Genomic DNA, 24,627 nt, shown 5'->3' with positions numbered 1-24,627 from the left:
AGGTAGATTCGTTCGAGGCCGGGGTACCGCCCGCACACGGTACGGACCGGCCGTCACCGACGATTGCAGGAGTGATTCGCGTGGATCGTGTCGCGCTGCGCGGCCTGAAGGCCCGCGGGCACCACGGTGTGTTCCCCGAGGAGCGCAAGGAGGGCCAGACCTTCGTCGTGGACCTCGTCCTCGGGCTGGACACCCGGCCGGCCGCCGCCGACGACGACCTGGCGAAGACCGTGCACTACGGCATCGTGGCGGAGGAGGTCGTGGCCGTCGTCGAGGGCGAGCCCGTCAACCTCGTCGAGACGCTCGCCGAGCGCATCGCCCAGGTCTGTCTGAAGCACCAGCGGGTAGAGGAGGTCGAGGTCAGGGTCCACAAACCCGACGCACCGATCACCGTGCCCTTCGACGACGTGACCGTCACCATCACCCGGAGCCGAGTATGACCGCGTCCTTCGCCGCGGGTCACAGCGACCCGACCGTACAGCCGGTGCCCGCCTCCGTCGTGCAGCAGGTGGACGCCGCCGACGTCACCCTCCACAACCCCAAGCGCGCCGTGCTCTCCCTCGGTTCCAACCTCGGCAACCGTCTGGAGACCCTCCAGGGGGCCGTCGACGCCCTGGAGGACACGCCCGGCGTCCGCGTCAAGGCCGTCTCCCCGGTCTACGAGACCGAGCCGTGGGGCGTGGACGCCGACAGCCAGCCGTCCTACTTCAACGCGGTCGTCGTGCTGAAGACCACGCTCCCCCCGTCCTCCCTGCTGGAGCGGGCCCACGCGGTCGAGGAGGCCTTCAACCGGGTGCGGGACGAGCGCTGGGGTCCGCGCACCCTCGACGTCGACATCGTGACGTACGCCGAGGTGGTCTCCGACGATCCGGTCCTCACCCTGCCGCACCCGCGCGCCCATGAGCGCGCGTTCGTGCTCGCCCCCTGGCACGACGTGGACCCCGAGGCACAACTGCCCGGCCACGGTCCGGTCGCAGCACTCCTCGACACCGTCACGCGAAACGGCGTGGAACCCCGCAAGGACCTGGAACTCCGGCTGCCCGAATAGCCGTTAAGGTCAAGACGACCACAGTCCGTGGGACCGCCCAAGGACCTCGGGGGAGCTGAAGGGGCACCGTGAAAGAGCTGCGCATCAGGCTGCTGGCCGGCGTGTTCGCCGTGGCCGGGCTCCTGTCCTGGGCGGGCGCCCGCCTGTGGAACTCGGTCGGGACCCTGCCCAGCGTCCCGCTGGCCGCCCCCATCGTCCTCGCCCTGATCGCCGTGGTCCTGATGGCCACGGCGCTCTCCCTGCGCGCCCGCCTGAAGGCCCAGCGCGAGCGCGTCCCCGAGGCGAAGGGCGTCGACCCCCTGATGGCGGCCCGCGCGGTCGTCTTCGGCCAGGCCAGCGCCCTGGTCGCCGCCCTCGTCTCCGGCATGTACGGCGGCACCGGCGTCTTCCTCCTGGAATCCCTCGACATCCCCGCCCGCCGCGACCAGGCCGTCTACGCCGGCTTCTCGGTCCTCGCGGGCATCGCGGTGATAGCGGCGGCGATCTTCCTGGAGCGGGTGTGCAAGCTGCCGGAGGACGACGACCGCAACACCGGGGCCCCGTCGGCGGCCTGACAGGCCGAGCCGTCAGCGCGCCAGGATGAGGCTCATCGCCTCGTTCCGCGTCGCCGCGTCCCGCAGCTGACCGCGTACGGCCGAGGTGAGCGTCTTGGCGCCGGGCTTGCGGATGCCCCGCATCGACATGCACATGTGCTCGCACTCGATGACGACGATCACGCCCCGCGGCTCCAGGATCTCCATGAGGGAGTCCGCTATCTGCGTGGTGAGTCGTTCCTGCACCTGCGGCCGGCGGGCGTAGACGTCCACGAGCCGGGCCAGCTTGGACAGGCCCGTGATCTTGCCGGTGGTGGCGGGAATGTATCCGACGTGCGCGACGCCCCGGAACGGCACGAGATGATGCTCACAGGTCGAGTACACCTCGATGTCCTTCACGAGCACCATCTCGTCGTGCCCCAGGTCGAACGTCGTGGTCAGCACGTCCTCGGGCTTCTGCCACAGCCCCGCGAAGATCTCCCGGTAGGCCCGCGCCACCCGCCCCGGCGTCTCCCGGAGCCCCTCGCGGTCCGGATCCTCGCCGACCGCGATCAGCAGCTCGCGTACGGCGTTCTCGGCGCGCTTCTCGTCGAACTCGCCGATGGAGCCCTCGCTGTCGAGCGTCACGGGGTCGGTCATCTGGTGCCTCGTTCCTAGAGTCCTCACGGCCGAAAAACGCCGCGGCCCCCCAGGCTAAAACCTGGGGGGCGCGGCATCCATTCCGGGCCCGGTGAGGTCACCGGCGCGAAAGGGGTGAGCGTCAGCTCTCGGGGCGCTCCTCGGGAACGGGATCCGTGGCCTGCTCCGACGCGGTGGCCTTGGCGGTGCTGATCGCCGGGGTCGCGCCGTTGGCGCCGTTCGTCAGTGCGAGCTCCCGGGGGGAGAGCACCGGCGGACGGGTGGAGGGCGTACGCCGGGAGGAACCGGTCCAGGCCGGCCGCGGCGGACGCTTGACGATGGGAGCGAAGATCTCGGCGATCTGCTCCTTGTTCAGCGTCTCCTTCTCCAGCAACTGGAGCACCAGCTGATCGAGGACGTCACGGTTCTCGACCAGGATCTCCCAGGCCTCGTTGTGCGCCGTCTCGATGAGCTTCTTGACCTCTTCGTCGACCAGCGCGGCGACCTCTTCCGAGTAGTCACGCGGGTGCGACATCTCGCGGCCGAGGAACGGCTCGGTGTTGTCGCCACCGAACTTGATGGCGCCGAGACGCTCGGTCATGCCGTACTGGGTGACCATCGCGCGGGCCGTTGCCGTGGCCTTCTCGATGTCGTTCGCGGCGCCGGTGGTCGGGTCGTGGAAGACCAGTTCCTCGGCAGCGCGGCCGCCCAGCATGTAGGCGAGCTGGTCGAGCATCTCGTTGCGGGTGGTCGAGTACTTGTCCTCGTCCGGCAGGACCATGGTGTAGCCCAGAGCACGGCCTCGGGAGAGGATCGTGATCTTGTGGACCGGGTCGGAGTTCGGGGAAGCCGCCGCGACCAGGGCGTGTCCGCCCTCGTGGTACGCGGTGATCTTCTTCTCCTTGTCCGACATGATCCGGGTCCGCTTCTGCGGGCCCGCCACCACACGGTCGATCGCCTCGTCGAGCATCGAGTTGTCGATCAGCTTCTTGTCGCTGCGGGCGGTGAGCAGGGCGGCCTCGTTGAGGACGTTGCTCAGGTCCGCGCCGGTGAAGCCCGGCGTGCGACGCGCGACGGCCGACAGGTCGACGTCGGGCGCGACCGGCTTGCCCTTCTGGTGGACCTTGAGGATCTCCAGACGGCCCTGCATGTCCGGGCGGTCGACCGCGATCTGGCGGTCGAAGCGGCCGGGGCGCAGGAGGGCCGGGTCGAGGATGTCGGGCCGGTTCGTCGCGGCGATGAGGATCACGCCGCCCTTGACGTCGAAGCCGTCCATCTCGACGAGCAGCTGGTTCAGCGTCTGCTCGCGCTCGTCGTGACCGCCGCCGAGGCCGGCGCCGCGATGGCGGCCGACCGCGTCGATCTCGTCGACGAAGACGATCGCCGGGGCGTTCGCCTTGGCCTGCTCGAACAGGTCACGGACTCGGGAGGCACCGACACCGACGAACATCTCGACGAAGTCGGAACCGGAGATCGAGTAGAACGGCACGCCGGCCTCGCCCGCGACGGCGCGCGCGAGGAGGGTCTTGCCGGTGCCGGGGGGGCCGTACAGCAGTACGCCCTTGGGAATCTTGGCCCCGACCGCCTGGAACTTCGCCGGTTCCTGGAGGAACTCCTTGATCTCGTGGAGCTCCTCGACGGCCTCGTCCGAGCCGGCGACGTCCGAGAACGTCGTCTTCGGGGTGTCCTTGGTGATGAGCTTCGCCTTGGACTTCCCGAAGTTCATGACCCGGGAGCCGCCGCCCTGCATCTGATTCATCAGGAACAGGAAGACGACCACGATGAGGACGAAGGGGAGCAGGGAGAGCAGGATCCCGACGAAGGCGTTCTGCTTCGTCGGAGAGACGGTGTACCCGTCGGGGATCTGCTTGTCCTGGAACTTGGTCTGCAGCGTGTTGGCGATGGTCACGCCCTGGTCGCCGATGTAGCTCGCCTGGATCTTCGAGCTGCCCTCGACCTTTTCGCCGTCCTTGAGCTCGACCTTGATGGTCTGCTCGTCGCCGGTGGTCAGCTTGGCTTGTTCGACCTTGTTGTCATTGATCGCCTGGACGACCTGGCCGGTGTCCACCGTCTTGTAGCCGCCGGACGAGCCGACGACCTGCATCAACACGACCACGGCAAGGACGGCCAGCACGATCCACATGACCGGCCCACGGAAGTATCGCTTCACGTCCATCCATACGGAGCGGTGTCGCCCCGTCCCTCCTGCCATAGTGAGTTTGATAAGACAGTTCTTCTGACGGTACCCCAGCATTGTGGACCGAAGCCGCACAGGAGTGGCTGACGAACCCGTCTGCTCCCTCCAACGGCGCGAAACCCGCTGGGGTTCCCGATCGTCTTACAGGGCTTGGGCTATCTGGCTCAGCCGCCGTAGACGTGGGGCGCGAGCGTACCCACGAACGGGAGGTTGCGGTACTTCTCGGCGTAGTCGAGACCGTAACCGACGACGAACTCGTTGGGGATGTCGAAGCCGACCCACTCGACGTCGATGGCGACCTTGGCGGCGTCCGGCTTGCGCAGCAGGGTGCACACCTTGAGCGACTCCGGCTCGCGCGAGCCCAGGTTCGACAGCAGCCAGGACAGGGTCAGGCCGGAGTCGATGATGTCCTCGACGATCAGCACGTGCCGGCCCTTGATGTCGGTGTCGAGGTCCTTGAGGATCCGCACCACACCGGAGGACTGGGTGCCCGCGCCGTAGGACGACACGGCCATCCAGTCCATCGTGACAGGGGTGGACAGCGCCCGGGCGAGGTCGGCCATGACCATCACCGCGCCCTTGAGGACGCCGACGATCAGGAGGTCCTTGCCCGCGTACTCCGCGTCGATCTTCGCGGCGAGCTCCACGAGCTTCGCGTCGATCTCTTCCTTGGTGATGAGTACCTCTTTGAGGTCGGCACCCATGTCTTTCGCGTCCACCCGCATCACTTTCGGTCGTCCCACCAGCGCCGCCCGTCGCCCCCCGAAGGAGGCAGGGATTCAGCCTTGCCGAATCACCAGTCTGCCACCCTGCCGCTGGGCGACGACCTTGCCCGGGAGATTGATGACTCCCTGGCCGCGCCAGCCGGTGATCAGCCGGTCGACTTCCTCGATGTGGCGGGCGAACAGCGATCCGGCCGGGGCGCCTGCCTCGATGGCCGCCCGGCGCAGGATGCGGCGGCGCACGGCGGGCGGCAGCGCGTAGAGCTTGGCGCACTCCAGGAGGCCGGCGGCGTCGCGTACGGAGGCCTCGGCCTGGCGGGCCCAGCTGTCGAGGGCGTCGGCGTCGTCGCGGGAGAGCTGGGCCGTACGGGCGAGGGCCTCGACGACTCCTTTGCCGAGGGCCTTCTCCAGGGCGGGCAGGCCTTCGTGGCGCAGCCGGGAGCGCGTGTAGGCGGGGTCGGTGTTGTGCGGGTCGTCCCACACGGGCAGCGACTGGACCATGCAGGCCTTGCGGGCAGTCTGCCGGTCGAGCTCCAGGAAGGGGCGGCGGTAACGGCCGTCGGCCCCCGAGACCGCGGCCATGCCGGACAGCGAGCGGATGCCGGAGCCGCGGGCGAGGCCGAGCAGGACGGTTTCGGCCTGGTCGTCGCGGGTGTGGCCGAGCAGGACGGCGATCGCGCCATGGCGTTCGGCCGCGGCGTCGAGGGCGGCGTAGCGGGCGTCCCGCGCGGCGGCCTCGGGTCCGCCTTCGCGGCCGACGCTCACGGCGGTGGACTCGACGGGGTCCAGGCCGAGTTCGCGCAGCCTGAGGACGACTTCCTCGGCGCGCAGGTCGGAGCCGGGCTGGAGGCCGTGGTCGACGGTGATGCCGCCGGCGCGGATGCCGAGCTTGGGAGCCTCGAAGGCGAGGGCGGAGGCGAGGCCCATGGAGTCGGCACCGCCGGAGCAGGCCACGAGCACGAGCGGCGACGGCGGGCGCTGCCCGGCAGGAGCATGATGGGCGTCAGAGGCGTGATGGTCGTTGAGGAGGTCGTGGAGGACGCGGCGGACCGCCAGGCGTATCGCCGCGACCGCAGGATGGGGACCCATGTCCGGTTCCCTTCATGAAGTTTTCGGGGGGTGAGCCCGAGGTTCGGTCACTCAGAGTGTGTAGATGGTGACAGAACCGGGGCGTTCCCCGAGCATTGCACGCCTACCCATCGCTCACGGTCCCTCGGACGGGTGATTGAAGGGGCGTTCGCCTGCCGTCGGCCGGATTCCTCTCACGACGTCCGTACGCGGTTCACGACTCGGCCTTGCGGTGCACCCGCGCGACCCAGTCCGCCGGTTTGGCGATCTCCGTCTTGGTCGGGAGTGTGTTCGGGGAGGTCCACACGCGGTTGAAGCCGTCCATGCCGACCTGGTCGACGACGGCCCGCACGAAGCGTTCGCCGTCGCGGTACTGCCGGAGCTTGGCGTCCAGGCCGAGCAGCTTGCGCAGGGCCATGTCCAGGCGGGAGGCGCCCTTGGCCCGCCGTTGCTGGAACTTCTCGCGGATCTCGGCGACGCTCGGCACCACGGCCGGGCCCACTCCGTCCATGACGAAGTCGGCGTGGCCCTCCAGGAGGGACATCACGGCGGTGAGGCGGCCGAGGATCTCCCGCTGGGCCGGCGTCTGCACGATCTCCACGAGCGAGCGCCCGCCGTCGTCCTCGTCCTCGCCCTCGGGCCGTCCGCCGGCGAGCGACTGGGCGGCCTCCCGGATGCGCTCCAGGACCGTCATGGGGTCGACCTCGGTCTCCCCCAGGAACGACTGGATTTCGCCCTCCAGGTGGTCGCGCAGCCAGGGCACGCCCGTGAACTGGGTGCGGTGCGTCTCCTCGTGCAGACACACCCACAGGCGGAAGTCATGGGGCTGGACGTCGAGTTCGCGCTCCACGTGGACGATGTTCGGGGCGACCAGGAGGAGTCGGCCGCCGCCATTCGGTGAATCAGAGGGGCCCCCGGCCGGGAGTTCGCGGGTGGCCGGGGCGAAGGTCTCGTACTGGCCGAGGACGCGGGACGACAGGAACGACAGCAGCATTCCGAGTTCGACGCCGGTCACCTTGCCGCCGACGGCGCCGAGGACCGCGCCGCCGGGGGTGTTGCCGCGCCGTTCCTGCATCTTCTCCAGGAGCGGTTTGAGGATCTCCCTGAACCCGGCGACGTTCGCCCGGACCCAGCCGGGACGGTCGACGACGAGGACGGGTGTGTCGTGGACGCCTTCCGTCCCCATCCGGGTGAAGCCGCGGACGTGTTCCTCCGAGGCCTTGGCGTGCCGGCGCAGTTCCGCGACGACGGCCCGGGCCTCGTCGCGGCTCACGTCGGGGCCCGGCCGTACCAGTCGGGTCGCGGTCGCCACCGCGAGATTCCAGTCGACCATCTCGGCACCACCGATGCTCGTCATGCGTCAACCGTACGTGAGCGCTCCCGCTTGGGGCAGGCCGCGCGGGCGGGGAAGCGGACGGCAGGTCAGCCGCAGCCGCAGGCGGCCAGCGCCGAGGCCGTGCGGTCCAGTGCGCTCTGCGCCGCTCCCGGGTCCGTCGTGTCCGAGGCCAGGAAGGCGAAGGCCAGCAGCCGGCCGTCCCGGTCGACGACCGTCCCCGCCAGGGTGTTCACCCCGGTCAATGTGCCCGTCTTCGCCCGTACGACGCCTGCTGCGCCGTCGGTGTAACGGCTGCTCAGAGTGCCGGTGAAACCGGCCACCGGGAGGCCGGTGAGGACCGGGCGCAATTCGGGGTGGGCCGGGTCGCCCGCCTTCACCAGGAGGGAGGTCAGCAGGTTCGCCGTGAGCCGGTCGGCGCGGTCGAGTCCGCTGCCGTCGTGGAAGTCGGCGCCGGTCAGCGGGAGTCCGAGTTTCCGCAGCCGGTCACGAATGGCGGCGCCGCCGCCCTCGAAGTCGGCGCGCCGCTTGTCGGCCAGGGCGGTCTGGCGGGCGAGGGCCTCGGCGATGTCGTTGTCGCTGTTGGTCAGCATGCGTTCGACCAGGGCGGACAGGGGCGGTGAGGAGACCTCGGCGAGGTCCTCGGCGCGGCCGGTCGCCTTGGAGGGGCCGGGGGACGTCGTCCTGATGCCGTCGTCCGCGAGGAACCGCGCGAACGCGCGGGTCGCGTCCGTCGCCGGGTCGCTCACGCGCGCGACGGGGCCGCTCGCGGAGTCGTCGGTGCGGGCCTCGTCCACCATCAGGGCGCTGACCGGGGCCAGGTTGTCGTTGACCCCGATCGGGTGGATCTCGGGGCCCGCGTAGAGGGTCTTGTCGTAGGAGAGCGTGACGGTCGTGAGGTGCCGCTTCTTGAGCGCGGCGGCGGTCTCCCGGGCCAGTTCGCGCAGGCTCGCCCAGCCTCCCCCGCCGTCCGCGCGGGCGGTGAGCGTGGGGTCGCCGCCGCCGACGAGGACGAGTTCCCTGGTGTCGGGTTCCAGCATCGCGCGCGTGGTGAGGCGGTGGTCGGCGCCGAGGGCGGACAGGGCGGCGACCGCGGTGGCGATCTTCGTGGTGGAGGCGGGGGTCAGCGCCGTGTCGGCGCCCGTGCCGTAGAGCCGCTTGCCGTCGGCGACGTCCACGACGACGGCCGTGCGGCGGGTGCCGAGGGCCGTGTTGCCGAGGAGCGGCCCCAGGACGTCGGCGAGGGCCTTGCCGGTCGGCGCGGACTTCACGGTGACGACGGCAGGGCCCAGTCCGGTGAGGACGGACGCGGCGCTCGGGGCGGGCCGCGGGGCCCTGGCCGACGTACCGGAATCAACGCCGTGATCTGCGCCACCCGGTTGCTCCAGTGCGACCGCCCGGTCCCGCTCGGCCGTACGCTGACCCGAGGAGTCCCACGGACCGGCGGCGGTCGCCACGGTGGCGGCCAGTGCCAGACCGGCGCCGACGGCACCGGCGGTGTACTGCCAGGTCTTGGCGGTCTTCGGCCTGCTCATCCCGGCAAGCCGTGTGACCTGCGGTTTCACAGCTTCGGCGGTCCGTGCGAGATACGGCCGTACGGTGTCCGTGGCCCGGGTCAGTCCTGGTCGTACGGCGTCCGCGGCGCGTGCCAGACGCGGTCGTACGGCGTTCGCGATCCGCTTCACCCGCGGTCCCGCGGCCCGCCAAGGCCTCAGTTCAGGCACGACCAACAGCCCCTTTCGCGATCACACACCTGCGTGAGGGACACTTAACCACCAGAACTATGTGTTGATCATGGAGGAGTCACCGGTGGAGTTCGACGTCACGATCGAGATCCCGAAGGGTTCGCGGAACAAGTACGAGGTGGACCACGAGACCGGTCGGATCCGCCTGGACCGTCGACTCTTCACCTCGACCGCCTACCCGACCGACTACGGCTTCGTCGAGAACACCCTCGGCGAGGACGGCGACCCGCTGGACGCGCTGGTCATTCTTGACGAGCCGACGTTCCCGGGCTGCCTCATCAAGTGCCGTGCGATCGGCATGTTCCGCATGACGGACGAGGCGGGCGGCGACGACAAGCTGCTGTGCGTCCCGGCGACGGACCCGCGTGTCGAGCACCTGCGCGACATCCACCACGTCTCCGAGTTCGACCGCCTGGAGATCCAGCACTTCTTCGAGGTCTACAAGGACCTGGAGCCCGGCAAGTCCGTCGAGGGTGCCGACTGGGTCGGCCGCGTCGACGCCGAGGCCGAGATCGAGCGGTCCTACAAGCGCTTCAAGGACTCGGGCGGCCACTGAGCCTGTGTCACGGACGGGCCGCACGCGCACGCGTGCGGCCCGTTCGCATGCCCGCGCATACTGAGGCCTACGGAATGTGTCGTTCAGGGAGCGTTACTCAGTGACGGAGGCGGAGCACCGCAAGCCGCAGTCGGACGAGGCCAGGAGTTTCTACGACTCCGAGATCACGTCCGAGTTCGCCCTTCCCGACGGGCTCGCCGTGCCGAGAACCGTCGTCGGCGGCGAACCGGAGACCACGTCGGAGTTCGCGGTGCCGAAGGGACTGGACGTTCCGCAGCCGTCGGTGGCGGAGCCGGAGGGGTCGGCGTTCAGTATGCCCCGCACCTACAGCGCGAAGGACGCGCCGCCCGCGTTCACACCGCCGGCCGGCATACCGGTGGTCAGACTCACCAAGGACGTGCCCTGGCAGGACCGGATGCGCACGATGCTGCGGATGCCGGTGGCCGAGCGGCCCGCCCCGGAGCCGGCGCAGAAGACCGAGGACGATGCCGGCCCGGCCGTCCCGCGCGTGCTCGACCTGACCCTGCGGATCGGCGAGTTGCTGCTCGCGGGCGGTGAGGGCGCCGAGGACGTGGAGGCGGCGATGTTCGCCGTCTGCCGGTCCTACGGACTGGACCGCTGCGAGCCCAACGTCACCTTCACGCTGCTGTCCATCACGTACCAGCCGTCGCTGGTGGACGACCCTGTGACGGCCTCCAGGACGGTGCGGCGGCGCGGTACCGACTACACGCGCCTCGCGGCCGTGTTCCAGCTCGTGGACGATCTCAGCGACCCTGAGACGGCCATCTCCCTGGAGGACGCCTACCGGCGGCTCGCGGAGATCCGCCGCAACCGGCACCCGTATCCGACCTGGGTGCTCACCTCGGCGAGCGGGCTGCTCGCGGGCGCGGCCTCGATCCTGGTCGGCGGTGACCTGCTGGTGTTCGTCGCGGCCATGCTGGGCGCGATGCTCGGCGACCGGCTGGCGTGGCTGTGCGCGGGGCGGGGGCTGCCGGAGTTCTACCAGTTCACGGTCGCCGCGATGCCGCCGGCCGCGATCGGGATCGCGCTGACGCTGGCCCATGTGGACGTGAAGGCGTCCGCGGTCATCACCGGTGGGCTGTTCGCGCTGCTGCCCGGGCGGGCGCTGGTGGCGGGCGTCCAGGACGGCCTGACCGGCTTCTACATCACCGCGTCGGCGCGGCTCCTGGAGGTCATGTACTTCTTCGTGGGCATCGTGGTGGGCGTGCTCGTGATGCTCTACGTCGGGGTGCAGCTGGGGGCGCATCTCAACCCCGACGAGGCGCTGTCGACGGATCCGCGGCCGCTGTGGCAGATCGCGGCGTCGATGCTGCTGTCGCTGACGTTCGCGGTGCTGTTGCAGCAGGAACGATCCACCGTGCTGGCCGTCACACTGAACGGCGGTGTCGCGTGGTGTGTGTACGGCGCGATGCACTACACCGGCGAGTTCTCCCCGGTCGCCTCCACGGCCGTGGCGGCGGGGCTGGTCGGGCTGTTCGGGCAGTTGCTGTCCCGGTACCGGTTCGCGTCCGCGCTGCCGTACACGACCGCGGCGATCGGGCCCCTGCTGCCGGGTTCCGCCACGTACTTCGGGTTGCTGTCGATCGCCGGGAGCCGGGTCGACGAAGGGCTGGTGTCCCTGTCGAAGGCAGCGGCTCTGGCCATGGCCATCGCCATCGGGGTCAACCTGGGGTCGGAGATCTCCCGCCTGTTCCTGAGGGTCGGTTCCGCGGGGAAGCGGCGGGCCGCGAAGAGGACTCGGGGGTTCTGACCCGCCGCGGCAGCTCTCAGTACCCCTGGTTGTACGGGTTCTGCTGGTTCTGCCCGCCGTACTGCTGGTCGCCGTAGCCCTGCGGGTACTGCTGGGCGTAGGGCTGCGGCTGCTGGCCGTACGGCTGCTGTTGCTGCGGCTGCTGGCCGTAGTACTGGTCGTAGCCGCCGGGCTGCTGCGGGGGCTGCTGCTCGTGGTCGGACGGGATGCGGCGGAGCTGGGTCGTCGCGTCGTCCATGGGCTGGTACGGCTGCTGGGGCGGGGCCTGGGCCGCCGCCTTCTTCTTCTTGGAGCGCTCACGCAGGTACTCGATGAGGATCGGGACCACCGAGACCAGGACGATCAGGACGAGGATCGCCTCGACGTTCTTCTTGATGGCGTCGATCTGGCCGAGCCAGTAGCCGGCGAGGGTCACGCCCGTGCCCCAGGCCACGCCGCCGATGACGTTGTACGTCAGGAAGGTGCGGTACTTCATCCGGCCGGCGCCCGCCACGATGGGGGCGAAGGTCCGCACGATCGGCACGAAGCGGGCCAGGACGATCGCCTTGGGGCCGAACTTCTCCATGAACTCGTGGGCCTTCTCCAGGTTCTCCTGCTTGAAGAGCCTGGAGTTGGGACGGCTGAAGAGCCTCGGGCCGAAGAACTTGCCGATCATGTAACCGACCTGGTCGCCGAGGACGGCGGCCAGCACGATGAGCGCACACACCAGCCACAGCGGCTGGCTGATGAAGTTCCCCTCGGCCACGAAGAGACCCGCCGTGAACAGCAGGGAGTCACCCGGCAGGAACGCGAAAAGGCCCGACTCGGCGAAGACGATCAGCAGGATGCCCGGGAGGCTGAAGGTCTGGATCAGATAGTCGGGGCTGATCCACTCGGGGCCGAGCGCGAGCGTGGTCACGGGATTGTGGCTCCTGCGTGTGGGGATCGGGGCGGGGACTGGCTGCCCTCAAGTATCAACGCAGCCATGGTGGCCCAGGTTCCATGGGTGTCCTCAGGATGCACTGTGCGCCGTCCGGGACAAAGCTGTGAGCCATGGGTATTGACGAATACGGCGGCGGCCAGGGGCCTCGGCCCGACGTGCTCGTGGTGACGACGAACGACGTGCCCGGTCACCGGGTGCAGGAGGTGCTGGGTGAGGTCTTCGGGCTGACCGTGCGCTCCCGGCACCTCGGCAGCCAGATCGGCGCCGGGCTGAAGTCGATGGTCGGCGGCGAGCTCAAGGGGCTCACCAAGACGCTGGTGCAGACCCGCAACCAGGCCATGGAGCGGCTCGTCGAGCAGGCACGCGCGCGTGGGGCAAACGCCGTGCTGATGTTCCGCTTCGACGTGACCGAGGCGGCGGACGTCGGCACGGAGGTGTGCGCCTACGGCACTGCGGTGGTCCTGACCCGGGAGTAGCCCCCGGGTCAGGTGCCGGGCAAGGCCTAGGCGGTGTGCCTGGCCGCGTTCGCCCTGATGGCGTCCCTGAGGTGCTCGGCGAGACCGGGGCGCATGGCGTCGTAGAACGCCTTGAAGCGCTCGTCCGACACGTACATCTCGGCCAGGCCCTGATGCATGTCGTACGGGCATGCGTAGAACCATGCGCAGATGTGCTGCCGGTGTTCCTCGGCCATGTCCATCGCTGCCTGCGAGGTCGGTGCGTCACCGGCGGCCATCAGGGCGTCGTAGCGCTCGCCCCAGTCGGCCACCTCGGCCTGCATGCGCTTCCAGTCGTCCTTGGTGTAGCTCGCGGCGCGGCGCTGCGACTCGGCGTACGCCTCTGTGCCGCCCCAGCGCTCTTCCGCCTCCTGCGCGTACTGCTCCGGGTCCTTGTCGCCGAACACCTCGAACCTCTCCTCCGGCGTGAGATCGATCCCCATCGTGCGTGCCTCCATCGCGTGCTCCACGGCCGCCGCCATCTTCTGCAGCTTCTCGATCCGGGCGGTCAGCAGCTCGTGCTGGCGGCGCAGATGCGCGCGCGGGTCCGCGGCCGGGTCGTCGAGCAGGGCTGCGACCTCGTCGAGCGGGAAGCCGAGCTCGCGGTAGAACAGGATCTGCTGCAACCGGTCGAGGTCGGCGTCGCTGTAGCGCCGGTGGCCCGCGTGACTGCGTTCGCTCGGTACGAGCAGGCCGATGTCGTCGTAGTGGTGCAGCGTGCGCACCGTGACGCCGGCGAAGCCCGCGACCTGTCCCACGGAGTAGCTCACTTCGTCCGCTCCCTTCTCGGTACGCGCTCCACGGTGGCTCCTCACGCGACGTGAGGTGCAAGTCCGTACGGACACCTCCGGATGTCCCGCCCGTTATGTCCGCTTATCGTGAGCTCGTGGCCCAGGACACCGCGCAGCAGGCACCCGCCGCCCCGGCGACCCCGGCGCGCGCCCTGCTGCCGTTGATCCTCCCCGCTCTCGTCGTCGGGGTGGCCGCGAGTCTGCTGTTCCTCGGGGTGAGCGCGGCGGCCGAGCAGCTCCAGCACGTGCTGTGGCGGAACCTGCCGGACGCACTGGGGGTGGGCCGGTACTCCGTGCTGTGGATGCTGGTCATGCTCACCGCGACCGGGGTGGCCGTGGGTCTGGTGGTGTGGAAGGCGCCCGGGCACGCCGGTCCGGATCCGGCGACCACCGGTCTGGACGCTCCCGTGCTGCCGCCCGCCGTGCTGCCGGGGCTCCTCCTGGCGACCGCGCTGATGCTCGCGGGAGGGCCGAGCCTGGGGCCCGAGAACCCGATCATCGCGGTGAACGTGGGGCTCGCCTTCTGGCTGGGGCGCAGGCTGATCCCGCGGATGCCGGGCGCGCTGTGGCCGGTGCTGGCGGAGGCGGCGACGATCGGCGCGCTGTTCGGGACGCCGGTGGCGGCGGCGCTGGTGATCTCCGAGGCGCTGGCCGGCCGGCAGCTCAAGGGTGCTCTGTGGGACAACGTCTTCGGCCCGTTGGTGGCGGCGACGGCCGGCGCCTTGACGACCACTCTGGTGGCCGAGCCGAGTTTCGACCTGCATCTGCCCGCGTTCGGGCTGCCCGACTGGGGCGACCTGCTGGCGATGCTGGTGATCGCGTCGGCCGCCGCGCTGCTCGGCATGGCGGCCGTGCTCGCCCTCCCGTACGTCCACGGCGCGTTCGCGCGGTTGCGGCATCCGATGCTGATGCTGCCGGTGGGCGGGCTCGTCCTGGGGCTGCTGGCGGCCGTGGGCGGCCATCTGACGCTCTTCAAAGGGCTCGACGAGACCGGGGAGCTGGCTGCCGATCCCGACGGATGGTCGGCCGGGCAGTTCGCCACCATGACGGTCGTGAAGCTGGCCGCGCTGCTCGTGGCCACTTCCTGCGGCTTCCGGGGCGGGCGGATCTTCCCGGCCGTGTTCGTGGGCGTCGCCTTCGGGCTGTGCGCGCACGCGCTCGTGGACTCCGTACACCCGGCCGTCGGCGTGGCGGCCGGGGTGCTGGGCGTGTTGCTCGCCATCACCCGACAGGCCTGGGTGAGTCTGTTCGTCGCCGCCGTGCTGGTGGCCTCGCCCACGATCCTCGCGCTCCTGTGCATCGGCTCCCTCGCGGCCTGGCTGCTGGTGACGGGGCGGCCGCAGATGCAGTTGCGCGAGGACGGAACCTCCGTCCGCTGACCCACGTTGATCCCTTCAGGAGGCACACCCATGCCACTGCACAAAGGACCCGAGAAGCCCGACGAGCGCCCGTTGTCCGTCAATCCCTTCTACGGCGAGGCCGATCCGGTCGGCGGCATGACCGAGGCCCCGCCCAAGCACCGGCTCCCCACCGCTCCCCTGCCACCGTCGACCGCCTACCAGGTGGTCCACGACGAGCTGATGCTCGACGGCAACTCCCGGCTGAACCTCGCCACCTTCGTCACGACCTGGATGGAACCGCAGGCCGGGGTCCTGATGGGTGAGTGCCGGGACAAGAACATGATCGACAAGGACGAGTACCCGCGCACCGCCGAGCTGGAGCGCCGCTGTGTGGCCATGCTCGCCGACCTGTGGAACGCGCCGGATCCCTCGGCGGCGGTGGGCTGTTCGACGACCGGATCCAGTGAGGCGTGCATGCTCGCGGGCATGGCGCTGAAGCGGCGCTGGGCGCAGCGCAACGCCGACCGGTACCCGGGTGCGCGGCCCAACCTGGTCATGGGGGTCAACGTCCAGGTCTGCTGGGACAAGTTCTGCAACTTCTGGGAGGTCGAGGCCCGGCAGGTGCCGATGGAGGGCGACCGCTTCCACCTCGACCCGCAGGCCGCCGCCGAGCTGTGCGACGAGAACACCATCGGGGTCGTCGGCATCCTCGGCTCCACCTTCGACGGCTCGTACGAGCCCATCGCGGACCTCTGCTCGGCTCTGGACGCCCTCCAGGAGCGCACCGGTCTGGACATCCCCGTGCACGTCGACGGGGCGTCCGGCGCCATGGTCGCGCCCTTCCTCGACGAGGACCTGGTGTGGGACTTCCGGCTGCCCCGCGTGGCCTCGATCAACACCTCCGGGCACAAGTACGGGCTGGTCTATCCCGGGGTCGGCTGGGCGCTGTGGCGGGACAAGGAGGCCCTGCCCGAGGAGCTCGTGTTCCGCGTGAACTACCTGGGCGGCGACATGCCGACCTTCGCACTGAACTTCTCCCGCCCCGGCGCCCAGGTCGTCGCGCAGTACTACACCTTCCTGCGGCTGGGCCGCGAGGGCTACCGGGCCGTGCAGCAGTCCACGCGGGACGTGGCCCGGAGCGTCGCCGACCGCGTCGAGGCGCTCGGCGACTTCCGGCTGCTGACCCGCGGCGACGAACTCCCGGTGTTCGCCTTCACGACGGCCCCGGACGTCCAGGCGTACGACGTCTTCGACGTCTCCCGGCGGCTGCGCGAGCGGGGCTGGCTCGTGCCGGCGTACACCTTCCCGCCGAACAGGGAGGACCTGTCGGTACTGCGGGTGGTGTGCCGCAACGGCTTCTCGGCCGACCTCGCCGAACTGTTCGTGGAGGACCTGGAGCAGTTGCTGCCCGAACTGCGCGCGCAGTCCCACCCGTTCACCAGGAACAAGGGCGCGGCGACCGGCTTCCATCACTAGACCTGGGCCCACGGCGGACGCGGCGACGCCGCTGGGGCCCCGGGACCAACCGGCCTGGGCGGTACACCTAGCGGCTCAGCCGGGCGAACCTGCGGACCGCCAGCGGAAAGAAGACCGCCAGCAACACCACCGGCCACACCACCGCCGCCCACACGTGTCCCGGTTCGCCGCCCGGGCCGCCCACCAGGTCCCGGACCGCCGTTGCCGTCTGGGACATGGGGTTCCAGTCGACGGCCGTGCCCAGCCAGCCAGGCATGGAGTCGGGGGTTGCGAACGCGTTGGACAGGAAGCCGACCGGCCAGACCAGGATCTGCACGGCCTGCACCATCTCCGGTTTGCCGGCGACCATCGCGAGGTGGATGCCGATCCAGAGCATCGCGAAGCGGAAGAGCAGCAACAGGCCCACCGCGGCCAGGAGTCCGCCGGCGCCCCCGTGGACCCGCCAGCCGATCGCGTACCCGACGCCGATCATCGCGGCCAGGCTCAGCGCGGACTGGAGCATGTCGGCGGCCGAACGGCCCACCAGGACCGCCCCGTTGGCCATCGGCATGGACCGGAAGCGGTCGATCACGCCCTTGTTGAGATCCTGGGTGACGGCGATCATGGTCGCCTCCAGCCCGAACGCCATGGTCAGCGCGAGCATCCCCGGGACCAGGTAGTCGACGTACTCCCCTTGGACGCCCCGGCCGCCGCCGACGAGATAACCGAACATCAGCAGCAGCATCACGGGGAACACCAGCCCGACCAGGATCCGCACCGGCTGCCGTGCCCAGTGGGCGAGTTCGCGCCGGGTCATGGTCCAGGAATCGGTCAGCGCGTACGTGCTCACGCGGCCTCCTTCACTCGGCGGTCGTCACCGGTGAGGTGCAGGAACACCTCGTCCAGCGTGGGCCGGCGCAGGACCACGTCCTCCGCCTCGATCCCGGCTGCCTCCAAGGCCCGTACGACTTCGGAGAGCGCCGCCATCCGGTCGGTGACCGGGGCGCTGAGCAGCCGGCGGTCGGGGTCGATCGAGACCCCGGCGGCGTCGAGCGGCAACAGGGCGACGGCCGCGCCCAGTTGGCCCGCGTCGCGCAGGACCACGTCGATCCGGTCGCCCGCGGTGCGCGCCTTCAGCTCGTCCGGCGTGCCGTCGGCGACGACCCGGCCCCGGTCGACGAGGGAGATCCGGTCGGCGAGCTGGTCGGCCTCCTCCAGGTACTGCGTGGTCAGCAGGACCGTCGTACCGCCGCCGACCAGGGAGCGGACCGCGGCCCACACCTCGGCGCGGCCGCGCGGGTCGAGGCCGGTCGTGGGTTCGTCGAGGAACAGCACCTCCGGGTCGCGGATCAGGGAGGCCGCGAGGTCCAGGCGGCGCCGCATACCGCCGCTGTAGGCGCGGACCGGTTTGCGGCCGGTGTCGGCGAGGCCGAAGCGCTCCAGAAGTTCGTCGGCGCGCACACGCGCGCGGCGGGCGCCCAGGTGGTACAGGCGGCCGAACATCTCCAGGTTCTGGCGGCCGCCGAGCTCCTCGTCGAGGGCCGCGTGCTGGCCGAGCAGGCCGATGCGCAGCCGTACGTCATAGGCATCGCGCTCCACGTCATGGCCGGCCACCTCGGCGCGGCCCTCGTCCGGGCGCAACAGGGTGGACAGGACGCGGACCAGGGTGGTCTTTCCCGCGCCGTTGGGGCCGAGCACGCCATGGACGCTGCCGCGCGCGACCCTCAGGTCGAGCCCGTCCAGGGCGGCCTTGTCGCCGTACCGCTTCCGCAGGCCTTCCGCGACGATCACGTCGGTCATCGGGCACCCTCCAGGATCACAACGTAGTCAAACTTGACTACATTCCCAAAGTAACGCCATCGGCCACACTCGTCAAACTTGATTAGCCGATGTCCCCGGGATGCCGTTCCCCCGTCGCGTACGGGTTCTCCTCGCCCTCGGCGAGGACACCGACGAACGGCTCGCCCTCCCCCGCGAAGGTGTACGCCCCGCCCTCGATGCGGGCGATGAGCCCCTGGGTCCACTCGGCCTCGGCGTCGGCCGTGTGGAGCCAGAGGTTCATGATCTCGCCGATGTGGCCGAGCTGTTCCGGACCGTCCTCGGGGACGTAGTGCTCGGTGACCGAGGACCGCCACGCCTCGATCCCGCGGATCCGCTCCTTGAGCAGTGCCACGGCTTCGGCGCGCGGCAGTTCGACGATGAAGCCGATGGCCGCCGACTTGACGTCCATCTTCTGGTCGTACGAGGTCAGCGCCTCGCGCACCAGACGGAAGCACTCCTCGGTGCCGGCCTCGGTGATCTCGTACTCCGTGCGCGGCGGCCCGCCCGCGGTGGACGGCGCCGTCTCGTGCTCGATCAGCAGTCCCTGTTTCGCCATCTGTTTCAGGGCGTGGTAGATCGAGCCGGGCTTGGCGTTGGACCACTCGTGCGCGCCCCAGTACTCCAGGTCGTTGCGCACCTGGTAGCCGTGGGCCCGCCCGTGCTGGCGGACCGCGCCGAGCACGAGAAGTCTGATCGCTGACATGCGGTCCAGGTTATGGCCTCACTTTTCGGCGAGCGCCACCAGCTCGAACGCGGTCTTCCCATCGAGGGACTCGCGGATGATGTCGGCGTGCCGGCGTGGCGGGCCGTCTCACGGATCAGGTGCAGCAGCACCCAGCGCACGGAGACCCGGCCCTCGGGCGGGAACCAGGGCTGGTCCGGGAGCGGGAAGGTGTCGTCGAGGCTCGGCACCGAACGGGCGAACGCCTCCGTCTCGGCGGCCACCTTCTCCCAGTACGCCAGCTGCGAGGCGACGGTCTCGTCGCCGACCAGGGCGAAACACTCGTGCCAGTTCGACTGGTCCCGCCGCACGGCCGGCTCCTCGCCCTTGGCGCGGGCGATCCAGCCCTGCTCGGTCTCGGCGACGTGCTTGACCAGCCCGGCGAGGGAGAGCTCACTCGCGCTGGGCTTGGCGGCGGCCTGCTCGTCCGTCAGTCCCAGCACCGACCGCCGGATCCCGCCGCGCTGCTCCTCCAGGAAGGCCAGAAGCGCTCCGCGCTCGTCGCCGTACTTCTCCGCGGGAACGTGAGTGACCATGACAGCCGCCTTTCGTCGGACGCGGGGGCCTTCCCCCGACACCCACGAAGCTACGGCCCCTTCAGGACAGGTTCTGTCCTGAAGGGGCCGTGGCGGCGGTCGTTCTCGGCGGATCAGAGCGGATCAGAAGGGGAAGGCGCTGCGGCCGTGCTGGACCGAGATCCACTTGGTGGTGGTGAAGGAGTCCAGCATGGTGTCGCCGTTCAGGCGGCCGATGCCGGAGTGCTTCTCGCCGCCGAAGGGGACGATCGGCTCGTCGTGGACGGTGCCGTCGTTGACGTGGAACATGCCGGTGTCGATCTGCTTGGCGAAGGCGACACCGCGCTCGATGTTCGCGGTGTGGACGGCGCCGCTGAGGCCGTACGGGGTGTCGTTGACCAGGCGGACGGCCTCCTCCTCGCCGTCGAAGGTGACGAGGAGGGCGACCGGGCCGAAGAGCTCCTGCTTGAGGAGGGGCGAGTTCGCGGGCAGGTCCGTCAGGACGGAGGGCTCGACCAGGCTGTCCGTCCTGGTGCCGTGGATCAGCGCGGTCGCGCCCTCGGCGAGCGCCTGCTCGACGGCGCCCGAAATGGCTTCCGCCTGCGAGGAGTTGATGACCGGGCCGATGACCGTCTCGGGGTCGCGCGGGTCGCCGGCCTTCAGCGTCCGCACCTTGGCGACGAACTTCTCGGTGAACTCCTCGGCGACCGTACGGTCGACCAGGACGCGGTTGGCGGCCATGCAGACCTGGCCCTGGTGGACGTACCGGCTGAAGACGGCGGCGTCGACCGCGTAGTCGAGGTCGGCGTCGTCGAGGACCACCAGGGCGCTGTTGCCGCCCAGTTCGAGGACCGAGCGCTTGAAGTGCGAGGCGCAGACGGTGGCCACGTGGCGGCCGACCTTGTCGGAACCGGTGAAGGAGATGACCTTCGGGACCGGGTGCTCCAGGAAGGCGTCGCCGATCTCGGCGATGTCGGTGATGACGACGTTGAGCAGACCGGCGGGCAGCCCGGCGTCCTCGAAGATCTTCGCGACCAGGGAGCCGCCGACGATCGGCGTGTTCTGGTGCGGCTTGAGGACGACGGCGTTGCCGAGCGCGAGCGCGGGGGCGACCGACTTGATCGACAGCAGGAAGGGGAAGTTGAAGGGGCTGATCACGCCCACGACGCCGACCGGGACGCGGTAGACGCGGTTCTCCTTGCCGTCCACCGGCGAGGGGATGATCCTGCCCTCGGGGCGCAGCGACAGGTTGATCGCCTCGCGCAGGAACTCCTTGGCGAGGTGGAGTTCGAAGCCGGCCTTCAGACGGGTGCCGCCGAGCTCCGCGATGATCGCCTCGGAGATCTCCCCCTCGCGCTCCTCGATCAGCCGGAGCGCCTTCTCGAACACCGCGCGGCGGGCGTAGGGGTTGGTCTCGGCCCACTTCTTCTGCGCACGGGCGGCGGCCCGGTACGCCTCGTCGACCTCATCGACCGTGGCTATCGTGATCGACGCGAGCTTCTCGTCGTCGTACGGGTTGAAGTCGATGATGTCCCAGGAGCCGGTGCCCGGGCGCCACTCACCGTCGATGTACTGCTGGGCCAGGTCGGTGAAGTACGACGACATGTGATCCCCAAATCACTAGCAGACACACGATCAACGTCACGGTCTGATCACACGTCATCGTACTTGCGGGATACGCCAGTTGGGCACGCTGAGCGAACTTCTGGGGAGAACCCTCGGGGGGTTGGTGGAGATCCCGCGCGCTCAGGAGAGCTGGAGGAGGCCGCGCAGCAGATCCCGGCTCTCGTCCGGGCCCGGGCTGTCCTGCTGGAGTTCCTTCATCGCCTTCTCGTACTGCGTGACGTCCTCGCGCTTGTCCAGGTAGAGCGCGCTGGTGAGCTGCTCCAGGTAGACGACGTCCGTCAGGTCGGACTCGGTGAAGCTGAGGATCGTGAAGGCGCCGCTCTCGCCGGAGTGCCCGCCGAAGCCGAACGGCATGATCTGCAGCCGGACGTTGGGACGTTCGGAGATGTCGATGAGGTGCTGGAGCTGTCCGCGCATCACCTGACGGTCGCCGTACGGGCGGCGCAGGGACGCCTCGTCGAGCACCACATGGAACTCCGGGCCACCGTCGTCGGCCAGGTACTTCTGCCGCTCCAGGCGCAGCGCCACGCGCTTCTCGACGTCCGCCGCGCTCGCGCCCTTCATGCCGCGCCGCACCACTGCACGTGCATACGCCTCGGTCTGCAGCAGGCCATGGATGAACTGGACCTCGTAGACACGGATGAGAGAGGCCGCGCCCTCCAGACCCACATAGGTGGGGAACCAGCTCGGCAGGACGTCGGAGTAACTGTGCCACCAGCCCGCGACGTTGGCCTCGCGGGCGAGGGAGAGGAGCGAGGCCCGCTCCTGCTCGTCCGTGATGCCGTACAGCGTCAACAGGTCTTCCACGTCACGCGTCTTGAAGCTCACCCGGCCCAACTCCATCCGGCTGATCTTCGACTCGGACGCGCGGATCGAGTAGCCCGCCGCCTCGCGCGTGATGCCCCGGGCCTCACGCAGCCGCCTGAGTTGCGAGCCGAGCAGCATCCGCCGCACCACCGATCCGGGCTCTCCCGCGCTCACGTTCGCCAGCCTCCCCAACGTCTTCAGGGGCCGAAGTCTGCCACTAAAACACTCCGAGCAGTACTCGTCCGATTACAGATACGGAAAGAAGCCGAAGATTCTGCACAGCACCGAGACAGGTAGAGGGGAGGAAGAGGCAAGAACCTGTAGAGAAGATGGCGGAAAAAATGGCCAACAAGCGGTACGGGTAGGGCGAATTCGGTCACGTGCACGTGCATCTGCACCTTGCATCTGCATCGCTCATCCGAAACCATGGTCCCGCGCAACCGCTGCATCGCAACGACCGCGAGTTCCCGGGAGTGCCTCGCATGGGGATGAATGGATCGACCATGCTCGAGCCGTTACGGCAGGGCCTTCCGCCGCTGGATCCCGCGGCCGTGTCCGACGCCGCCTCCTGTTCCCTGCCCGCCCGCTACGAAGCGGTGGGCGACGCACGGAGGTTCACTCGCAGAACGCTCGACCAGTGGGAACTGGGCGACCACTTCGACGACATCTGTCTCGTCGTCTCCGAACTGGTCACCAACGCGCTGCGGCACGCGGTGCCGGCGAACAGCGTGCACACCGTGGAGCACAATCCGCCCGTGCGGCTGCACTTGATGCGGTGGACCGGGCGACTGGTGTGCGCGGTGCGCGATCCCAGCCAGGAGAGTCCGGTCGCGCGCGACTCCGAGGACTTCTCGGCGGAGTCGGGGCGCGGACTGTTCCTCGTCGACTCCTTCAGCGACAGCTGGGGATGGCACCCGATGGCGGGAACACTGGGCGGCAAGCTGGTCTGGGCGCTGTTCCGGCTCCAGCCGCACGCCGGGCCGACCGCGGGCGCCACCGAGTGATGCACCGCGACGCTTTACGAGGCCACGATTCTACGCGCGTTACACGCTGCGCTGTGAGCCTCACCCCCGGTCACCTGTAGGTGACCGGGGTTCAGCCCGCTATCAAGTGGTCGAACTCGCCGTCCTTGATGCCGAGAAGCATCGCCTCGATCTCCGCGCGGGTGTAGACGAGCGCGGGGCCGTCCGGGAAGCGGGAGTTGCGAACGGCAACTCCGCCGTCCGGAAGGCGTGCGAACTCCACGCAGGAACCCTGCGAATTGCTGTGCCGGCTCTTCTGCCAGGCCACCCCGCGCAGTTCCGTGGCCGTCATGCCGTTGTACACGTCGAGGTCCACAGGTCGCTCCCCGGTGGTGCGGTGGCCCTTGTGGCCAGTGATGCAGTGGTCAACTGGTCCGGATCATAGCTCTGTTCACTTGCAGATGCATGAGCAGATGCACGTGCACGCGGGGTGTTCCCGTGGTTACAGATGTGACGCCCGGGGCGCTTGATACGTTCCATTGTGTGCCCCGGTGCCGGCGTCACATGTGTCCGCCCGCCCCCGTCCATGATCGTCCGGGCTTTCGGCCGAGCGGGACCGTCGGGATCGAATCCCTCGTGCACTAGGAAGAGACGCGTCCCGGGCCCTTCCTGTTCCATGTTCCATGTGACGTTCCGGTGCGCGGAGTTGGCAGGATCGGGGTCGGGTCACCGGAGGCTTGGCGTCCGGTGTGGCTCGAAGGCGGGAAACTCCACGTCGCCGGTGCCGGAGAAGGTGAGTCGGGCGGTGGACGGAGGCGGTGGTGAATGGTGTCCGGCCTTGAGCCGGAACGCCTCCGACTCCTGCATCTGCCGCTGCATGCGCAGCTGTGGCTCGGCGAGGGCACGTCAGACCTTGGCGGGCGGGGCCGTCTCCAGGCGGTTGATGCGCTGCCGGTCGGAGCGCTGCCCGGAGACGAGGCGGCCTCGCGCAGCACCCTCAGGGCTCGGACAGGCTCGGACGCCGCACGGCGAAGTGGCCGCCGGCCAGAGCCCGGACGCGGGGCGGCCCACCATCACGCAGCAGTCGCCGCACCTCACGGCGTACGGCGCTCGCGAGTGCGGCGAAGACGCGGTCCGGCGTCGGCCCGGTGGTCTCGGTGGTCTCGGTGGTCTCGGTGGTCCCAGGCTCAACTACATGGTGCGGTCACGCCGTTCTTCCGGGCCGAGCCGGGCTCGAAGTCGCCCATGCCCGGCCCGGAGAGCGTGGAGACGGTCGGCGGTGAGGGTCAGACCGAGGACATCGGTGATTCCCTGCGCGTCGACCGTAGGGAATCACCGACGTGGCTGCTCACCTGCTGGAGTAGGGCAGCAGTGCCATCTCGCGGGCGTTCTTGATGGCGCGGGCGAGCTGTCGTTGCTGCTGGGCCGACACGCGGGTGACGCGGCGGCTGCGGATCTTGCCGCGGTCGGAGATGAACTTCCGCAGCAGGTCGGTGTCCTTGTAGTCGATGTAAGTGATCTTGGCTTGGTCCAGCGGGTTGGGGCGGTCCTTGGCGGGCTTGCGTTCGGGCTTGCGGGGCAT

Annotated in this window: 24 protein-coding genes and 1 pseudogene; 9 read left to right on the top strand and 16 right to left on the bottom strand. The window is 69.7% G+C overall.

Annotation, left to right across the window (positions count from 1 at the left end; genetic code table 11):
• Positions 1-80 precede the first annotated feature (80 nt).
• The 3 genes from folB (at position 81) to ACZ39I_RS23255 (ending at position 1,602) form a co-directional block, all read left to right on the top strand.
• Positions 81-440, top strand: coding sequence for a dihydroneopterin aldolase (gene folB, locus ACZ39I_RS23265; protein WP_467246213.1), 360 nt, complete (start codon positions 81-83; stop codon positions 438-440).
• Positions 437-1,048: a 2-amino-4-hydroxy-6-hydroxymethyldihydropteridine diphosphokinase gene (gene folK / locus ACZ39I_RS23260; protein WP_467246212.1), complete on the top strand. Its 612-nt coding sequence runs from the start codon at positions 437-439 to the stop codon at positions 1,046-1,048. The genes folB and folK overlap by 4 nt, the downstream gene beginning before the upstream one ends.
• Positions 1,049-1,116: 68 nt before the next feature.
• Complete coding sequence (locus tag ACZ39I_RS23255) at positions 1,117-1,602, top strand: DUF3180 domain-containing protein (RefSeq protein WP_467246211.1); 486 nt, start codon at positions 1,117-1,119, stop codon at positions 1,600-1,602.
• A 12-nt stretch (positions 1,603-1,614) separates the two neighbouring features.
• Here ACZ39I_RS23255 and folE read toward each other — a convergent pair whose 3' ends face one another.
• The 6 genes from folE to dacB all read right to left on the bottom strand — a co-directional run bounded on the left by folE (position 1,615) and on the right by dacB (position 9,249).
• Positions 1,615-2,220: a GTP cyclohydrolase I FolE gene (gene folE / locus ACZ39I_RS23250; protein WP_352387910.1), complete on the bottom strand. Its 606-nt coding sequence runs from the start codon at positions 2,218-2,220 to the stop codon at positions 1,615-1,617.
• Between the two features lie 121 nt (positions 2,221-2,341).
• On the bottom strand, positions 2,342-4,375 hold the full coding sequence (gene ftsH / locus ACZ39I_RS23245) for an ATP-dependent zinc metalloprotease FtsH (protein ID WP_352387908.1): 2,034 nt from the start codon (positions 4,373-4,375) through the stop codon (positions 2,342-2,344).
• Positions 4,376-4,560: 185 nt separating this feature from the next.
• Complete coding sequence (hpt, locus tag ACZ39I_RS23240) at positions 4,561-5,121, bottom strand: hypoxanthine phosphoribosyltransferase (RefSeq protein ID WP_020122574.1); 561 nt, start codon at positions 5,119-5,121, stop codon at positions 4,561-4,563.
• A gap of 54 nt (positions 5,122-5,175) precedes the next feature.
• On the bottom strand, positions 5,176-6,207 hold the full coding sequence (gene tilS, locus ACZ39I_RS23235; RefSeq protein ID WP_352387906.1) for a tRNA lysidine(34) synthetase TilS: 1,032 nt from the start codon (positions 6,205-6,207) through the stop codon (positions 5,176-5,178).
• Positions 6,208-6,400: 193 nt separating this feature from the next.
• Complete coding sequence (locus ACZ39I_RS23230) at positions 6,401-7,543, bottom strand: zinc-dependent metalloprotease (RefSeq protein WP_467246210.1); 1,143 nt, start codon at positions 7,541-7,543, stop codon at positions 6,401-6,403.
• A 65-nt stretch (positions 7,544-7,608) separates the two neighbouring features.
• The gene (gene dacB / locus ACZ39I_RS23225) at positions 7,609-9,249 is read right to left on the bottom strand and encodes a D-alanyl-D-alanine carboxypeptidase/D-alanyl-D-alanine endopeptidase (RefSeq protein ID WP_467246209.1); all 1,641 of its coding nucleotides are present in this window, start codon (positions 9,247-9,249) and stop codon (positions 7,609-7,611) included.
• Between the two features lie 79 nt (positions 9,250-9,328).
• Between dacB and ACZ39I_RS23220 the strand changes: the two genes are divergently transcribed.
• Both ACZ39I_RS23220 and ACZ39I_RS23215 read left to right on the top strand, forming a co-directional pair.
• Complete coding sequence (locus ACZ39I_RS23220) at positions 9,329-9,820, top strand: inorganic diphosphatase (RefSeq protein WP_059209164.1); 492 nt, start codon at positions 9,329-9,331, stop codon at positions 9,818-9,820.
• Positions 9,821-9,920: 100 nt separating this feature from the next.
• The gene (locus ACZ39I_RS23215; protein WP_467246208.1) at positions 9,921-11,591 is read left to right on the top strand and encodes a threonine/serine exporter family protein; all 1,671 of its coding nucleotides are present in this window, start codon (positions 9,921-9,923) and stop codon (positions 11,589-11,591) included.
• A 16-nt stretch (positions 11,592-11,607) separates the two neighbouring features.
• Here the strand turns inward: ACZ39I_RS23215 and ACZ39I_RS23210 are convergent, their stop codons facing one another.
• Complete coding sequence (locus tag ACZ39I_RS23210) at positions 11,608-12,489, bottom strand: DedA family protein (protein ID WP_467246207.1); 882 nt, start codon at positions 12,487-12,489, stop codon at positions 11,608-11,610.
• Positions 12,490-12,623: 134 nt separating this feature from the next.
• On the opposite strand from ACZ39I_RS23210, the gene ACZ39I_RS23205 reads away from it, so the two are divergent.
• Complete coding sequence (locus ACZ39I_RS23205; RefSeq protein WP_280850111.1) at positions 12,624-12,989, top strand: YbjQ family protein; 366 nt, start codon at positions 12,624-12,626, stop codon at positions 12,987-12,989.
• 26 nt (positions 12,990-13,015) lie between these two features.
• On the opposite strand, the gene ACZ39I_RS23200 is transcribed toward ACZ39I_RS23205, so the two are convergent.
• Positions 13,016-13,777 carry a MerR family transcriptional regulator gene (locus tag ACZ39I_RS23200; protein WP_467246206.1) on the bottom strand — a complete coding sequence of 254 codons (762 nt, stop codon included), beginning with the start codon at positions 13,775-13,777 and terminating at the stop codon, positions 13,016-13,018.
• A 116-nt stretch (positions 13,778-13,893) separates the two neighbouring features.
• Between ACZ39I_RS23200 and ACZ39I_RS23195 the strand changes: the two genes are divergently transcribed.
• Together ACZ39I_RS23195 and ACZ39I_RS23190 are read left to right on the top strand one after the other, a co-directional pair.
• Entirely contained in the window at positions 13,894-15,177 is a 1,284-nt protein-coding gene (locus ACZ39I_RS23195) for an ion channel protein (RefSeq protein ID WP_467246205.1), read from the top strand.
• Positions 15,178-15,207: 30 nt separating this feature from the next.
• Complete coding sequence (locus ACZ39I_RS23190) at positions 15,208-16,614, top strand: glutamate decarboxylase (RefSeq protein WP_467246204.1); 1,407 nt, start codon at positions 15,208-15,210, stop codon at positions 16,612-16,614.
• Between the two features lie 67 nt (positions 16,615-16,681).
• Here the strand turns inward: ACZ39I_RS23190 and ACZ39I_RS23185 are convergent, their stop codons facing one another.
• The 6 genes and pseudogenes from ACZ39I_RS23185 to ACZ39I_RS23160 form a co-directional block, all read right to left on the bottom strand.
• Positions 16,682-17,443, bottom strand: coding sequence for an ABC transporter permease (locus tag ACZ39I_RS23185; RefSeq protein WP_467246203.1), 762 nt, complete (start codon positions 17,441-17,443; stop codon positions 16,682-16,684).
• Positions 17,440-18,393: an ATP-binding cassette domain-containing protein gene (locus ACZ39I_RS23180; RefSeq protein ID WP_467246202.1), complete on the bottom strand. Its 954-nt coding sequence runs from the start codon at positions 18,391-18,393 to the stop codon at positions 17,440-17,442. The genes ACZ39I_RS23185 and ACZ39I_RS23180 overlap by 4 nt, the downstream gene beginning before the upstream one ends.
• An 82-nt stretch (positions 18,394-18,475) precedes the next feature.
• Positions 18,476-19,117 (bottom strand): PadR family transcriptional regulator, encoded by a 642-nt coding sequence (locus ACZ39I_RS23175; RefSeq protein ID WP_467246201.1) that lies wholly within the window; start codon positions 19,115-19,117, stop codon positions 18,476-18,478.
• Positions 19,118-19,135: 18 nt separating this feature from the next.
• Positions 19,136-19,671 (bottom strand): annotated as a pseudogene (locus ACZ39I_RS23170) (DinB family protein).
• 123 nt (positions 19,672-19,794) lie between these two features.
• Positions 19,795-21,255, bottom strand: a complete 1,461-nt coding sequence (locus ACZ39I_RS23165) for an aldehyde dehydrogenase family protein (RefSeq protein WP_467246200.1) — start codon at positions 21,253-21,255, stop codon at positions 19,795-19,797.
• A gap of 141 nt (positions 21,256-21,396) precedes the next feature.
• Positions 21,397-22,221 (bottom strand): helix-turn-helix domain-containing protein, encoded by an 825-nt coding sequence (locus tag ACZ39I_RS23160; protein ID WP_352388076.1) that lies wholly within the window; start codon positions 22,219-22,221, stop codon positions 21,397-21,399.
• A 365-nt stretch (positions 22,222-22,586) separates the two neighbouring features.
• Here ACZ39I_RS23160 and ACZ39I_RS23155 point away from each other — a divergent pair, with 365 nt between their 5' ends.
• On the top strand, positions 22,587-23,087 hold the full coding sequence (locus tag ACZ39I_RS23155; RefSeq protein ID WP_467246199.1) for an ATP-binding protein: 501 nt from the start codon (positions 22,587-22,589) through the stop codon (positions 23,085-23,087).
• A 91-nt stretch (positions 23,088-23,178) separates the two neighbouring features.
• On the opposite strand, the gene ACZ39I_RS23150 is transcribed toward ACZ39I_RS23155, so the two are convergent.
• A complete protein-coding gene (locus ACZ39I_RS23150; RefSeq protein WP_020122589.1) occupies positions 23,179-23,421 on the bottom strand; it encodes a DUF397 domain-containing protein in 243 nt (80 codons plus the stop codon).
• A gap of 972 nt (positions 23,422-24,393) precedes the next feature.
• Positions 24,394-24,627: a 30S ribosomal protein S18 gene (gene rpsR / locus ACZ39I_RS23145; protein WP_393602712.1), complete on the bottom strand. Its 234-nt coding sequence runs from the start codon at positions 24,625-24,627 to the stop codon at positions 24,394-24,396.

The sequence above is a fragment of the Streptomyces sp. NPDC024687 genome, assembly GCF_055559055.1.
The sequence above is the reverse complement of the archived record's forward strand: the minus strand, read 5'-3'. Positions and strand labels throughout refer to the sequence as shown.

Coding starts and splice junctions, on each gene's coding strand:
- folK (WP_467246212.1), top strand. CDS start 437: ATGACCGCGTCCTTCGCCGCGGGTCACAGCGACCCGACCGTACAGCCG.
- folE (WP_352387910.1), bottom strand. CDS start 2,220: ATGACCGACCCCGTGACGCTCGACAGCGAGGGCTCCATCGGCGAGTTC.
- ftsH (WP_352387908.1), bottom strand. CDS start 4,375: ATGGACGTGAAGCGATACTTCCGTGGGCCGGTCATGTGGATCGTGCTG.
- hpt (WP_020122574.1), bottom strand. CDS start 5,121: ATGCGGGTGGACGCGAAAGACATGGGTGCCGACCTCAAAGAGGTACTC.
- tilS (WP_352387906.1), bottom strand. CDS start 6,207: ATGGGTCCCCATCCTGCGGTCGCGGCGATACGCCTGGCGGTCCGCCGC.
- ACZ39I_RS23230 (WP_467246210.1), bottom strand. CDS start 7,543: ATGACGAGCATCGGTGGTGCCGAGATGGTCGACTGGAATCTCGCGGTG.
- ACZ39I_RS23205 (WP_280850111.1), top strand. CDS start 12,624: ATGGGTATTGACGAATACGGCGGCGGCCAGGGGCCTCGGCCCGACGTG.
- ACZ39I_RS23190 (WP_467246204.1), top strand. CDS start 15,208: ATGCCACTGCACAAAGGACCCGAGAAGCCCGACGAGCGCCCGTTGTCC.
- ACZ39I_RS23180 (WP_467246202.1), bottom strand. CDS start 18,393: ATGACCGACGTGATCGTCGCGGAAGGCCTGCGGAAGCGGTACGGCGAC.
- ACZ39I_RS23175 (WP_467246201.1), bottom strand. CDS start 19,117: ATGTCAGCGATCAGACTTCTCGTGCTCGGCGCGGTCCGCCAGCACGGG.
- ACZ39I_RS23165 (WP_467246200.1), bottom strand. CDS start 21,255: ATGTCGTCGTACTTCACCGACCTGGCCCAGCAGTACATCGACGGTGAG.
- ACZ39I_RS23160 (WP_352388076.1), bottom strand. CDS start 22,221: ATGCTGCTCGGCTCGCAACTCAGGCGGCTGCGTGAGGCCCGGGGCATC.
- ACZ39I_RS23155 (WP_467246199.1), top strand. CDS start 22,587: ATGCTCGAGCCGTTACGGCAGGGCCTTCCGCCGCTGGATCCCGCGGCC.
- rpsR (WP_393602712.1), bottom strand. CDS start 24,627: ATGCCCCGCAAGCCCGAACGCAAGCCCGCCAAGGACCGCCCCAACCCG.